Annotated in this window: 13 protein-coding genes; 6 read left to right on the forward strand and 7 right to left on the reverse strand. The window is 34.1% G+C overall.

The annotated features are described in order from the left end of the window. Positions 1-30 precede the first annotated feature (30 nt). Genes GZ212_RS06080 through GZ212_RS06105 form a run of 6 tightly spaced genes read left to right on the forward strand, consistent with a single transcriptional unit; the run spans position 31 to position 5,147 of the window. Positions 31-1,455, forward strand: coding sequence for an ATP-dependent RecD-like DNA helicase (locus GZ212_RS06080; RefSeq protein ID WP_166958215.1), 1,425 nt, complete (start codon positions 31-33; stop codon positions 1,453-1,455). Beyond that, positions 1,455-2,015 (forward strand): DUF4126 domain-containing protein, encoded by a 561-nt coding sequence (locus tag GZ212_RS06085; RefSeq protein ID WP_166959025.1) that lies wholly within the window; start codon positions 1,455-1,457, stop codon positions 2,013-2,015. The genes GZ212_RS06080 and GZ212_RS06085 overlap by 1 nt, the downstream gene beginning before the upstream one ends. Positions 2,016-2,067: 52 nt before the next feature. Next, complete coding sequence (gene kdsB, locus GZ212_RS06090; protein WP_166958217.1) at positions 2,068-2,796, forward strand: 3-deoxy-manno-octulosonate cytidylyltransferase; 729 nt, start codon at positions 2,068-2,070, stop codon at positions 2,794-2,796. Beyond that, entirely contained in the window at positions 2,787-3,503 is a 717-nt protein-coding gene (locus GZ212_RS06095) for an HAD family hydrolase (RefSeq protein ID WP_166958219.1), read from the forward strand. The genes kdsB and GZ212_RS06095 overlap by 10 nt, the downstream gene beginning before the upstream one ends. Positions 3,504-3,514: 11 nt before the next feature. Continuing rightward, positions 3,515-4,597 (forward strand): iron-containing alcohol dehydrogenase family protein, encoded by a 1,083-nt coding sequence (locus GZ212_RS06100; protein ID WP_232394769.1) that lies wholly within the window; start codon positions 3,515-3,517, stop codon positions 4,595-4,597. 1 nt (position 4,598) lies between these two features. Continuing rightward, a complete protein-coding gene (locus tag GZ212_RS06105; protein ID WP_166958221.1) occupies positions 4,599-5,147 on the forward strand; it encodes a 1-acyl-sn-glycerol-3-phosphate acyltransferase in 549 nt (182 codons plus the stop codon). Positions 5,148-5,274: 127 nt separating this feature from the next. On the opposite strand, the gene GZ212_RS06110 is transcribed toward GZ212_RS06105, so the two are convergent. From GZ212_RS06110 to gcvT, 7 genes are all read right to left on the reverse strand, one after another. Continuing rightward, positions 5,275-6,771 (reverse strand): carboxypeptidase-like regulatory domain-containing protein, encoded by a 1,497-nt coding sequence (locus tag GZ212_RS06110; protein WP_166958223.1) that lies wholly within the window; start codon positions 6,769-6,771, stop codon positions 5,275-5,277. 107 nt (positions 6,772-6,878) lie between these two features. After that, entirely contained in the window at positions 6,879-7,601 is a 723-nt protein-coding gene (locus GZ212_RS06115; RefSeq protein WP_166958225.1) for a YebC/PmpR family DNA-binding transcriptional regulator, read from the reverse strand. 48 nt (positions 7,602-7,649) lie between these two features. Then, the gene (locus GZ212_RS06120) at positions 7,650-8,684 is read right to left on the reverse strand and encodes a hypothetical protein (RefSeq protein WP_166958227.1); all 1,035 of its coding nucleotides are present in this window, start codon (positions 8,682-8,684) and stop codon (positions 7,650-7,652) included. Position 8,685: 1 nt separating this feature from the next. Then, a complete protein-coding gene (locus GZ212_RS06125) occupies positions 8,686-10,737 on the reverse strand; it encodes a carboxy terminal-processing peptidase (RefSeq protein WP_166958229.1) in 2,052 nt (683 codons plus the stop codon). A 64-nt stretch (positions 10,738-10,801) separates the two neighbouring features. Further along, positions 10,802-11,092, reverse strand: coding sequence for a 4a-hydroxytetrahydrobiopterin dehydratase (locus GZ212_RS06130; RefSeq protein WP_053969719.1), 291 nt, complete (start codon positions 11,090-11,092; stop codon positions 10,802-10,804). Positions 11,093-11,133: 41 nt separating this feature from the next. Next, positions 11,134-11,961, reverse strand: coding sequence for a sugar nucleotide-binding protein (locus tag GZ212_RS06135; protein ID WP_166958231.1), 828 nt, complete (start codon positions 11,959-11,961; stop codon positions 11,134-11,136). A 103-nt stretch (positions 11,962-12,064) separates the two neighbouring features. Then, on the reverse strand, positions 12,065-13,147 hold the full coding sequence (gene gcvT, locus GZ212_RS06140) for a glycine cleavage system aminomethyltransferase GcvT (RefSeq protein ID WP_166958233.1): 1,083 nt from the start codon (positions 13,145-13,147) through the stop codon (positions 12,065-12,067). Positions 13,148-13,215: the final 68 nt, after the last annotated feature.

Raw genomic sequence — 13,215 nt, forward strand, 5'->3', positions numbered from 1 at the left:
TTGGAGAGAATTAAAATGATAACGGACTCTATGAACGCCTCAGAATTCTATACACTTATAAAACAGCAATTTCCATTTACTCCTACAAAAAAACAAGAGGTCGTTTTATTGCAATTATCAGAATTTATTTTTTCTACAGATGCTAAAAGTCTGTACTTAATGAAGGGATATGCGGGAACCGGTAAAACAACTATTATTGGAACTCTAGTTTCCAATTTATGGAAGGCTAAAAAAAGTGCTGTCCTTTTGGCTCCAACGGGTAGAGCGGCCAAGGTGATTTCCAATTACTCAGGAAAGGAGGCCTTTACAATTCATAAAAAGATTTATTTCCCCAAAAAAGAAAAAGGTGGCGGGGTGAAGTTTGTGTTACAACCTAACAAGCATAAAAACACTATTTTTATTGTAGATGAAGCATCAATGATTCCTGACACTCCGGGAGAATCAAAATTTTTTGAAAATGGCTCACTTCTCGATGATTTGATGCAATATGTTTATTCGGGTTTTAATTGCAAATTGATGTTGGTTGGAGACACTGCCCAGTTGCCTCCAGTTAAATTAGATATGAGTCCGGCATTGAATCCAAACGTTCTAAATCTAAATTACAATAAGGAGGTAAAAAATATTGAGTTGGATGAAGTCGTAAGGCAGGAAAGTGACTCTGGAATACTCTTTAATGCAACAAATCTTAGGGAGCAATTGAATGATGGAGCCACTGACGACTTTAAGTTTGATTTAAACGGTTTTAAGGATATAGTACGGTTGGTTGATGGTTATGAAATTATGGATGCCATAAATGAATCCTACAGTAATTTGGGATATGAGGAAACGGCTATAGTAGTGCGTAGTAACAAGCGTGCTAATTTATATAATCAACAAATTAGAAATAGGATTCTATTTAATGAAAATGAGTTGACTGCCGGTGATTATTTGATGGTAGTCAAGAACAACTACTTTTGGATTAAACCCACAACCGAAGCAGGATTTATTGCAAATGGTGACATTATTGAGGTTTTGGAGATTTTTAAAATCGAAGAACTTTATGGATTTCGTTTTGCAGAGGTAAAAATTAAAATGGTCGATTATCCTAAAATGAAACCATTTGAAACGGTTCTTTTATTGGATACCATCACTTCTGAAACCCCATCGTTATCCTATGATGATAATAATAGGCTTTATCAGGAAGTTATGAAAGATTACCAAAATGAAACAAGCAATTACCGGAAGTTTCTAAAAATCAAGAACAATAAGCATTTCAATGCGCTTCAAGTTAAATTTTCATATGCTATGACGTGCCATAAATCCCAGGGAGGGCAATGGCATACAGTGTTTGTTGAGCAACCTTATTTACCCGATGGTATTTCTAAAGATTATTTACGCTGGTTGTATACAGCAGTCACTCGAGCCAAAGAAAAGTTGTATCTTATTGGTTTCAAAGATGACTTTTTTAAAGTATGATAAATTCAGAAACGCTCATAAGTATTTTTCTAGGAATAGGTTTGGCTGCGTCCGTGGGATTTAGGGTGTTTTTGCCACTGTTTGTATTAAGTTTAGCAGCCTATTTTAATGTTTTGGATGTCAATGAAAAATGGCAATGGTTAGCAAGCATACCAGCGTTGGTCACCTTTGGCGTAGCCATGTTATTTGAAGTCTTTGCCTATTATATCCCTTTTATCGATAACCTTTTAGATACCATTGCCGTTCCATTAGCTGCCATAGCAGGAACAGCTGTCATGGTTTCTACTTTAGTTGACTTAGATCCCCTTTTTACTTGGTCTTTGGCTATTATAGCGGGTGGGGGAACTGCCGCGGCAATATCCAGCAGTACTTCTGCTACGAGAGCAGTTTCTACGGCAACAACGGTTGGTATAGGTAATCCTATTGTTTCGACGGTCGAAACAGGCGCTGCCGCGACATTATCTATTGTGTCAGTTTTTATACCTATCATAGGCATATTACTAACCATATTTGTTCTTTTCATTATCATTCGATTTTATCGAAAGATTAAGAAAGGGTGACCATACAATTGTCGTAAAAAATAGTATTTTTGAATCTGAATTTTCCTCCTTTATGAAGATAATCTCAATGATACCAGCACGATACAGTGCTTCCAGATTTCCTGGTAAATTAATGCAAGATTTAGGTGGTAAGTCGGTTATTTACAGAACTTACGAGGCTACCGTTAATACGCAATTGTTTGATGATGTTTATGTGGTTACCGATAGTGACATCATTTATAATGACATTGTTAAACAAGGAGGAAAAGCCATTATGAGCCAAAAGGAACATGAATGTGGAAGTGACCGCATTGCTGAGGCTGTTGAAAATATGGATGTAGATATTGTGGTTAATGTTCAAGGAGATGAACCTTTTACTGAAGTAGCCTCTTTAAGTAAATTGATAGAAGTCTTTAAAAATGATGCCAATCGGGAGGTTGATTTGGCTTCGTTAAAAGTTCATATCACCGATTGGGAAGAAATCAATAATCCTAATACAGTTAAAGTTATTACCGATCAAAGTGGTTTTGCTTTGTACTTTTCAAGGAGTCCTATTCCATATCCTAGAGATAAAGAGGTTGCTGTTAAGTATTTTAAACACAAAGGCGTCTATGCTTTTAGAAAAGAGGCATTGATGGATTTTTACAGACTGCCCATGTTGCCTTTGGAAGCCTCCGAAAAGATAGAATGTATTAGGTATTTGGAGTATGGTAAGAAAATAAAAATGGTAGAAACAGATGTTTTGGGAGTAGAAATTGATACCCCCGAGGATCTTGAAAAAGCGAAGAAACTTTGGAAATAGATTACAGTAACATAAAAGTTATTGGATTTGACGCCGATGATACCTTATGGGTAAACGAAACTTATTTTAGGGAGGCAGAAGAAGCCTTTGCCCAATTGCTTTCTCCGTATGAAACCATGAATAAGATCGATCAGGAGCTTTTTATGATGGAGATGAAAAATCTTCCGTTATATGGGTATGGCATAAAAGGTTTTGTGCTTTCTATGGTTGAAATGGCTTTGGAGTTGTCTAACAACCAAGTTTCAAATCAGACTATTTCTAAAATTTTAGATATTGGGAAAGATATGCTTAATAAACCGGTTGAACTGTTACCTGGTGTAGAAGAGGTTTTAAAAAGTTTATCTAAGCAATACCGACTGATACTGGTCACCAAAGGAGATTTGCTAGATCAAGAAAGGAAGTTAGAAAAATCAGGTTTGACTAATTATTTTCATCATATTGAAGTGGTTAGTGATAAACAAGAGTCTAATTATTCAAAACTTTTGGGGCATTTGGATATTGATCCTTCCGAATTTTTAATGGTAGGCAATTCACTAAAATCAGATGTTTTACCGTTAATCAATATTAAAGCAAAGGCAGTTCACGTGCCTTTTCATACAACTTGGGCGCACGAGGAAGTCCATGAAAGTGAAACAAATGGCAAGTCTTATTTAACAATAGGAAGTTTATTGGATTTGCTACCTTTATTAAAGAACCAAACAAATTGATGATTCAATAAATGAATTTTAAAAATTTCCCAATGGTGTCCAAAGTGGTTTTTGGTCGTGGCAGCTTTAATCAATTGCAAGATGTGTTAATGCCAAAAAGACTCAATGCCCATGCACCTTTTATTTATTTAATCGATGACGTATTTCAAGGAAACTCCTGGATAACGGGGAGAATTCCTTTGGCATACGAAGATAAAATTTACTACATATCTTCTGACGAAGAACCTAAGACATCTCAAGTAGATGAATTGGTAGAAGAAATCATTCTCCAATTCAAAGAAAGACCTTCGGGAATTATAGGAATAGGAGGAGGAACCATTATGGATCTGGCCAAGGCTGTAGCTATCATGTTAACTAATGATGGTGAGTCTAAGGATTATCAAGGCTGGGATTTGGTTAAAAATCCGGCGCTTTATCACGTTGGTATCCCAACTATTTCAGGAACTGGAGCAGAGGTTTCGAGAACAACGGTATTAACAGGACCTGATAAAAAACTAGGAATAAATAGTGATTATACACCGTTTGATCAAGTCCTTTTAGATCCTGAGCTTACTAAAGATGTTCCAAAAAATCAATGGTTTTACACAGGAATGGATTGTTACATCCATTGTATCGAATCCTTAAATGGCACTTATTTAAATGCTTTTAGTCAAAGTTATGGCGAAAAAGCATTTGATCTTTGTAAAGAAATTTTCTTGGAAAATTCATTATCCGAAGAGGACATTCAAGACAAATTGATGATGGCCTCCTGGCACGGAGGTATGAGTATAGCCTATTCACAAGTAGGGGTGGCTCATGCCATGAGTTATGGGTTAGGGTTTCTTCTAGGAACAAAACATGGAGTAGGTAATTGTATTGTATTTGACCATTTGGAAGAATTTTACCCAGAAGGCGTCAAACTCTTCAAAGAAATGAAAGACTTTCATGGTGTTGATTTACCTCAAGGTTTATGTAAAAACTTAACAGATAAAGAATTTGATATCATGATTGATGTATCGCTTGGTATGGTTCCGTTATGGGAAAATGCTTTAGGGAAATCATGGAATAAAACGATTACCCGAGAAAAGTTAAGAGAACTTTACGAAAAAATGTAAGATGCGGTGGTTAGCTAAATTTATTTACTTCCGGCTTTTAGGATGGAAAATTGTTGGCAACACCAATATGTCTAAGCATGATATTAAAAAGGCTGTATTAATCGCGGTTCCACATACCAGTTGGCATGATTTTTATATCGGGATCCTCCTTAGGAAGATTTTAGGTATTAAAGCAAACTTTATAGCCAAAAAGGAATTGTTTGTAGGTCCATTAGGTTGGTATCTTAAGCGAGTAGGGGGTGCTCCTATTGACAGAGGAAATAAAGAAAATAAGGTAGAAGCAATTGCTAAAATATTTCAAGATAAAGAAGAGTTTCGATTGGCTTTGGCACCTGAAGGCACCAGAAAAAAGGTAGAAGAGTGGCGTACCGGTTTCTATTATATAGCCAAAGCAGCCAAGGTTCCCATTATTATGTTTACGCTAGATTTTGGTAAAAAACAAAACAAAATTTCGGAACCATTTTATCCAACAAATGATAAAGAAGCTGACTTTCAATTCATGAAAGACTTTTTTAAAGATGTAAAAGGGAAGGTGCCTAAGTACTCCTAGGTCGTTACAGGCATGGTATTTGTAATATTGTTTCCATAGTGAATGAAACATAAAGTAAACTAGTAAGTCCCTAAAAAGAAACATTTATCTATAAAAAGAAAGCTACCTTTTTGGTAGCTTTTTACTTTTATGGGGTATAGGTTTCATCAACTTTAAAATCCTTCATTTCCTGTAATGGTTGAAGTACATTGTAATCCTTCCAGAAATTGGGATCATATTGTTTAGGTGTTTCATAATCAATATCCTTTTCCTCCTTTATGGCCTCATAGTCGCTATTAGTAATGTCATTAGTGCCCATGATCAATAATTCATTTCGTTCTTTAAAGGTCCCTTCAACCAAGAATTCAAATGAAACTTTATTGTTTCCGTCATTTTCTTTGAACTTAAAAGGCCTATCAATGTAAAAATATCGGTCAATTTCTTCGGTAATAAATTTGGGATAATAATAATTGTCTGGACCTTTTTTATAAATAACTGATCCCGATTTTCCGTTTTCAGCATATTTAATTCCTAAAAGGAATTTCATGTTGAGTTTCTCGCCAACGCGTCCTTTAAAATATTTGTAATCCGTTTTTAAAACGGCAAATGTTTGATTGGAAATGTAAAGGGTTCCTTCAAAATCAGCAGATCCTCTTCTTGGTTTAAAATCTACCACATAAACCAATTCGGAATCTAGAAACGAAATACCCTTTAACTCATAATCATATTTCCTTTGATCTGTTACAAAATTAAATATGGAACCACTTTTGAAGTTATGCTCTTTGAGCATTTCATAGGTTAATTTTCTGATTAAACCTACCGAATTAATAGTGTCTTCCATTTTATTGTTTTCTCTACTACTTTCTCCTAATTTGACTGAATCTGAAATTTTAAACCATCCTGTTTTAACCGTGTAGACTTTATTGGTGTCTAAATGTTTGGTGACAATATCTTTCCCTCTTTCTGCCAATCTTTCAATGGTTTGATCATTTCTTTCATCCAATAATCTCATGGCTTTGTCAATAGTCATTTTAGAGTTTTTCTCATCTAAAACACTTAAATCAGCCACAAATTCTGTGTATTGTTTGGACCTGTTGTTCAATAAGGAATTACCTAATTCTTGAAACTCTTTATTAAAGGCTTCAAGTTGTTTTTTCTTAAATCCAGTGGATTTATCTATTTCTAAATTGACATTTTTACCTTGAATATATTGGGTGGTCCTTCTAAATAGATTATAATTAACCATTTTGGTTTTATAGTTATTGTCCAAATTTTTATCCATGTAATATAATATGGAGTCTAAAGTGAGCATTCTATTAGTTAAATAAACTTCTGAAAGTTCATTAACTTTTTCAATCAAATGATAGTCTTGTGATTCAAATTCATTTAATAGCATGCCTATTTTCTCATAACCCATACAAGAAATTTTCACAGAGTCTGTAGGTTCAAAGCCTGAGGTATTGATCGAGAAGCTGCCTTCTTCATTGGTGATAACCCCAAAGTGTTCGCCAATTTGTACGGTGGCATAAGAAATGGGTTCCTCTTTATCAGATAAGACTTTCCCTGAAATGCTTTGGGCGAATGAAGTGGCTCCAAACAATAGAATAAAATAAATAAGAAGGGACTTGATGGTAGTAAATGTCATAGACGTTTTTTGTTAAAAGACGAAAAACCAATTGATTTTGTTACTGTTAAAATAAAAAAAACCTGAACGAAAAGTTCAGGTCTTTATATATTTTTAACGTTTTGTGCTTATTCTTCAGCACTTTCTTCCATGGTATGGTAGACATTTTGTACGTCATCATCTTCTTCAATTTTCTCCAAAAGCTTTTCTACATCTTCCATTTGTTCGGGAGTCAATTGTTTTGTAACCTGTGGAATTCTTTCGAAGCCAGAAGATAGAATTTCAATACCACGACCTTCCAATTTCGATTGAATAGCTCCAAAACTTTCAAAGGGGGCATATATTAAAATACCATCGTCATCAACAAAAACCTCTTCAGCACCAAAGTCAATTAGTTCAAGTTCCAATTCCTCAGCATCCAAGCCTTCAGCGTTAATCCTGAAATTACATGTATGGTCAAACATAAATGATACCGAACCAGAGGTGCCTAAACTACCGTCACATTTATTGAAATAACTTCTAATGTTGGCTACAGTTCTGGTATTATTATCTGTGGCTGTTTCCACCAAAACAGCAATACCGTGTGGTGCATAACCTTCAAAAAGTACTTCCTTATAATCTCCTTGGCTTTTGTCTGATGCTCTTTTAATAGCACGTTCAATATTGTCTTTAGGCATATTGACTGCCTTGGCATTTTGTATAACAGCTCGCAATCTGGAATTGCCATCAGGGTCGGGTCCACCTTCCTTTACTGCCATTACAATATCCTTACCGATACGTGTGAAGGCCTTACTCATTGCGGCCCAACGTTTCATTTTTCTTGCTTTCCTGAATTCAAAAGCTCTTCCCATTAATTAACGCGTTTAAATTTTAAAGTAACAAAATTATGAAAAAACTAATTAGTCATTAGGAATTTGCTTAGCCAAAAATGCATTGTTTGAATTATTTAGATTCTCAATAACATGACTACGCTCGTTGTTTAACTCTGCATTTAGCTGATTATACTCTTTTCCCCCCTTATTTAATGCCTTTACTTTATCATTATAAGCATCAATTTGTTCTTTGGTTCTTTTCTTTTCTGGTGTTTTTTCAATATTATTTTTGATGGTTTCAAAATCTTGATTTAGCACCAAAAATTCAACCATTTTAGGGATTTTATTCTCTGCTTCATCTATGTAAAATTCAAAAGCTTTTTTGGTAGCCTTAACAATAGAATCGTCATTATTGTAAAGTTCTACCGAATTTAATTGTTCCAATCCTTCACGGGCACTTTGACTTAAGGCGTTAGCATTTTGTTGCATACCGTTAATATCATTATTACCAAGGGAGTTCATTAAATAAACTTCATTCATGTAAACCTTGAAAAAAATGAGATATAAAGTGTTGTAATGTTTGAATACCTGGCCAGATATAGCCATTTTTTTGCTTAGGTCTGATTCGTCTTCAATGATGTTTACATTGTTTTTGTTAGCAAAGGCATAAAAATGTGTTTCATAAAGTTCTTGGGATTCCTTCATTTTTTTATCAGCCATTTCTTGAGCCATAATAAAGGCTTCCATGGCATCGTAGGATTGTTCTGCAATAGCTTTCATGTCGATTATTTTAGCATAATCATTCTTTAAAAGACTTTCATTAAATCTGAGGTGCTCTAGTACCTGGTTTTTAAATTCATCACCATTATAGCCTTCGGCCTTGTCAATTTTTTCAATGGAGCTTTCTACTGATTTAATTAAAATTTTTCTTCGATTTCCTACAGCTCGTTCACCTCTATGAGCTATAGCTTGCGTATACTTCCACATGTTTTTTGTAATATCCTCTTGTTCTTTACCTACAAAATCTAGGTAGGACACGGCAGTTTTAAAGCTTTGTGATGATGCATTAAAAACCTCAAACATTAGGAGTAATGTTAAGGCAAATTTTAAGTTGTTTTTCATGTTAGTTAAGTTTGTTGATTAAGTCTTTTAAGATGTTAAATGATTCGCTTATATAAATATCATGAGATATATTATTCATTATGTCTTCATTGATGAGTTGCATGTCTTCACTATACTGCAAAACTTCAATGGTTGATTTGGTATTTCCAACTTCTAGTTCAACATCAGTTGTATCCATATCTTGGAACGACTTGTAGAGATTGTTTAATTGTTCAATATCTTCAAAAACATTATCAATCGTAAGGGCATAAGTCTTATTCTTATTGATGACTTCCCTAAGAAGCACTTGATTCAATTCTTTAATCTTCTTGAAATCTTCTGAATGTTTCACGCGATTTTTACTTAATCCAGTAAGATGTTCAATGGGTAATTTTTTAAGTGGTCGCAGTGCTAGAGTGGGGGTAATATCATCATTAGGAATACTGAAATCATTTGATTTCTCGTCCATATTAAAGTTTTCATACAAAGAGGGTAGTTGAATATCTGGGGCAATTCCTTTTTGTTGAACCCCTTTTCCTGTGGCCCTGTAGAATTTTTCGAAAGTAATTTTAGTATAGCCTTGGGTTAAATCTAATGTATCTAATGGCAGAATGACTTGCGCTGTTCCTTTGCCAAAAGAGTTTGATCCAACAATCAGGGCTCGGTTGTAATCTTGCATTGCCCCAGAGAAAAATTCGGAGGCCGAAGCACTGGATTCATTAATCATTATAACCACGGGCTTTGTAAATAAGGACCCTCTATTAGGGTCTCTTATAGTAAATTGATTGGAATATCTATCACTTTCAATGGCTATTGGCCCTTTGTCTATAAACATTCCCGAGAGATTAGTGGCTTCATGAATGGAGCCTCCACCATTAAATCTTAGATCAATAATGAGACCTTTAATGTTTTCTTTTTGCAGTTTGTATAATTCTTTTGAAAAGTCCTGCGAAAGTCCAATGCCTCGTGGCGAATCAAAATCAGTATAAAAACTAGGTATTTTAATGTAACCGAATGCTTCCTCATCTGACTTTAAAACAAAACCCGTGATAGAATTATCATCAGATTTCATAATGGTTTTGGCTAATTTAACTTCCTTAATGGTTCCGTCCCTTTTTTTAATTTTAAAGGTGGCCACTTTATGTGAATCATCATTTAGGAATTTATCTACTTCATTAATGGAAATGCAATAGGTTTCTAAAGTCATCTGCCCTGAGGTGATACTTTTAATAACATCATCTTCTTCAATTTCTCCATTTTTAAAAGCACTACTTCCTGGAATGATTTGTTCAACTACCAAATCATTATCTTTATTCTTTGATGGAAGGATTCCGTAGGTCAGTTGATTTGTTCCCAAGTAATGATGAAACAAGTCTCGCTCAGCATTGTTAAAATAGGTAGAATGTGGATCTTGATACGCACAGTAGGCTTTAAGAAAGCACTCCTTTACAAAAGATTCAACTCCTCCTTTTTGGTTAGTAATTTCATTCAACTTGCATAGTTCCTTCTCAATAACAACATTTTTAATGCCTTCTTCTTTTTTGGCAAAACTTGACTGAATCAGTTGAAGTGTACTATCTTCTTCTATTATGGTTTTAATAACTTCATACTTAATAATCTTGTTCCAATAAAGTTCCGATGCCTTTTTGTTTTGCTTGTAATAATGCTTTTTATGACTTGAATAATGGATGGTGTCCTTTCCTGTATAATCAAGTTTTACCTTAGATAGTGAAGCAATATAGTCTTTTGTTTCCTCAATGCGGCTTGTTAAAATATCAACATATTTATCAATGAAATCACTATTACTTGCTTCTAAATAATTATCGATGTTAAGAGAATCACTTGAAAAAGTTTTGAAGTCATCAATTCGAAGTAAATTTTGATCTTCATCTAAATTATTGATAAATAAATGATAAACCCCAACCGATAAAGAATCATCTACTGGTTTACCAGCAAAGTGAAGTTCTTTATAGATATTATGAAGGGATTTGAGTTGACTATTAAATAGGTTGCTAGATTGAGCTACTGCCAAGTAGTTCAAAAGAAGAAAACATCCAAGATAAAAATATTTCAATGCTTATTAAATTTGAGGCAGGACTAAAATATAAAAATAAATGAAACTTATTTTTTATAAGTGCTTATTCTTGAACTTCAACAATAGTCTCTATAGCTTCAGCCAATTTAAAGTCCTTTTCAGTAACACCATCAACATCATGTGTAGAAAGAGAAATGGTCAAAATATTGTAAACATTAGCCCAGTTGGGATGATGATTTAAAGCTTCACATTCAAAGGCTATCCGACTCATGGCACTGAAACAATCTTTAAAATTGTCGAATTCAAATTCAACATGAATGGCATTCTCGTAATACTCCCAATCTGGAAATCTTAATAATTTAGCTTCAATTTCTTGGTCTGATAGTTTAGTCATGATATAAGGTTTTAGTTTCTTTTAAAGGTAAGGAATTTCAATCAAACCTCTAACTCTTTTAAAATTTCATGACTATATAATTGTAAGTGTTTGGGTAATAGGTTTTCTTGGGGAAGGACAGCTAAGTATCTATCGTCATTTGTTGTATAAACACGTTTTAAAATGGGGTTCATACTACCCAAAGAATTTAAAATTTCTTTGATAAAATCATCATGGTGAACAAGATCATTACTTCCTAAGTGAAAAACTCCCGATTTATTTCTATTGATGATATAATGAATTTGTTGGGTTAATTTGGAATCGGTGGTGACATTCATTATTAAGTTTGGAAACACTTCAATAGATTCCCCTTCTTTAAGTGCCTGCCTTAATTCTGAGATTCTAGGAGAGTGGGAACCAAAAACCATTGGTAATCTGGCGATTACTATTTGTTTTTTGGGTATCCGCATGAGCATGTTTTCAATTTTAATCTTAAAATGACCATAAACACTATGGCTTAAGGTTTTATCGTTTTCATAGCTAGGGTATTTACTATACGCATCAAATACATTGGCAGAAGACAAGAAAATAAACTTGATTTTCTTCTCCTTTATATATTCAAGCATGTGTGAATGAGCTATGGTTTGAGCAGAAAAATCACCTCGTAATGCTGAAATGATGAGTGTAGGTTTGACCGCATTCAAGATTTCAAAAACATCATCTTCTTCTATATCATATTGAAAAAAGTGTTTGTTTTTTTCAAACTCGCGCTTTGAAGTTTTATAAGTACCAAAAGTGTTAAAATATGGACATAATTCTTTGTAAAGCGAGTTGCCTAAAAAGCCACTTGCTCCAAAAATAAGTATTCTATGTTTGTCCGATTTTGGCATTTATACTTTTTTTAATACAGAATCTTAAACAAAAAAAATCACTGACTTTCATGATGATTACCTTAAAACGAAAGAGCAGTGATTTTATTTATTTCTTGGCATATTATCCCTTGTAAAACGGCAATTTTACAATACTTGCCGGAACTGCATTTTTTCTAATTTGAATAAAAATCTTATTGCCTAGGGAAGCTTGTTCTGTAACTACATATCCCAAACCAATTCCTTTTCCTAGACTTGGTGCCATGGTACCTGAGGTCACGTGACCAATGTCATTTCCTTGTTCATCAACAATGGAATAATCATGTCTTGGAATTCCTCTTTCATCCAATTCAAAAGCAATTAATTTTCTTTTTGGACCAGCTTCTTTCTCAGCTTTTAAGGCTTCACTATTTGTAAAATCCTTGGTGAATTTTGTAATCCACCCCAAACCAGCTTCAATAGGAGAGGTGGTATCATCAATATCATTTCCATAGAGACAATATCCCATTTCCAATCTTAAAGTATCTCTAGCAGCCAATCCAATAGGTTTTATTCCAAAGCTTGAACCAGCCTCCATAACCTTATCCCATACTTGTTTTACCTCACTGTTTTTACAATAAATTTCAAAACCTCCACTTCCTGTATAACCAGTTGCAGAGATGATTACATGCTCAATGCCAGCAAAATCACCAACAATAAAATTATAGAAAGTAATAGCCGATAAATCATGACTACTTAAAGATTGCATAGCTTCAACAGCTTTAGGGCCTTGAATTGCCAATAGTGAATAGTCATCACTAAGATTTCTCATTTCAGCACCTACATCATTTTTTGATGAAATCCAGTTCCAATCTTTTTCAATATTGCTTGCATTTACAACCAATAAATAGGTCTCTTCCTTAATTCGATAAATAATTAAGTCATCTATGATTCCACCATTATCATTAGGCATACAACTATATTGCGCTTTTCCAATAGTAAGTTTTGAAGCATCATTGGTACTAACTTTTTGAATTAGTTCCAATGCATTGGGGCCTTCAATTAAAAATTCACCCATGTGGGACACGTCAAATACGCCAACTCCTTTTCTTACGGTTTCATGTTCTATGTTGACACCTTCATATTGAACGGGCATATTATATCCTGCAAAAGGAACCATTTTGGCACCTAAAGCAACGTGGGTATCATATAGTGCTGTGTTTTTCATTAGTTTGTTTTTAAAAGCACAAATGTAAAGAAAATATAACGGAAATAAGGGGGCATAAAGGGTTCCTC

The organism is Mangrovimonas sp. CR14, from assembly GCF_011764015.1.
In the GTDB taxonomy this organism is placed as follows: Bacteria; Bacteroidota; Bacteroidia; order Flavobacteriales; family Flavobacteriaceae; genus Mangrovimonas; species Mangrovimonas futianensis.

Excerpts from the sequence above, each read along its gene's own strand:
- GZ212_RS06080 (WP_166958215.1), top strand. The coding sequence starts at position 31 with ATGAACGCCTCAGAATTCTATACACTTATAAAACAGCAATTTCCATTT.
- kdsB (WP_166958217.1), top strand. The coding sequence starts at position 2,068 with ATGAAGATAATCTCAATGATACCAGCACGATACAGTGCTTCCAGATTT.
- GZ212_RS06100 (WP_232394769.1), top strand. The coding sequence starts at position 3,515 with ATGAATTTTAAAAATTTCCCAATGGTGTCCAAAGTGGTTTTTGGTCGT.
- GZ212_RS06105 (WP_166958221.1), top strand. The coding sequence starts at position 4,599 with ATGCGGTGGTTAGCTAAATTTATTTACTTCCGGCTTTTAGGATGGAAA.
- GZ212_RS06110 (WP_166958223.1), bottom strand. The coding sequence starts at position 6,771 with ATGACATTTACTACCATCAAGTCCCTTCTTATTTATTTTATTCTATTG.
- GZ212_RS06115 (WP_166958225.1), bottom strand. The coding sequence starts at position 7,601 with ATGGGAAGAGCTTTTGAATTCAGGAAAGCAAGAAAAATGAAACGTTGG.
- GZ212_RS06120 (WP_166958227.1), bottom strand. The coding sequence starts at position 8,684 with ATGAAAAACAACTTAAAATTTGCCTTAACATTACTCCTAATGTTTGAG.
- GZ212_RS06130 (WP_053969719.1), bottom strand. The coding sequence starts at position 11,092 with ATGACTAAACTATCAGACCAAGAAATTGAAGCTAAATTATTAAGATTT.
- GZ212_RS06135 (WP_166958231.1), bottom strand. The coding sequence starts at position 11,961 with ATGCCAAAATCGGACAAACATAGAATACTTATTTTTGGAGCAAGTGGC.
- gcvT (WP_166958233.1), bottom strand. The coding sequence starts at position 13,147 with ATGAAAAACACAGCACTATATGATACCCACGTTGCTTTAGGTGCCAAA.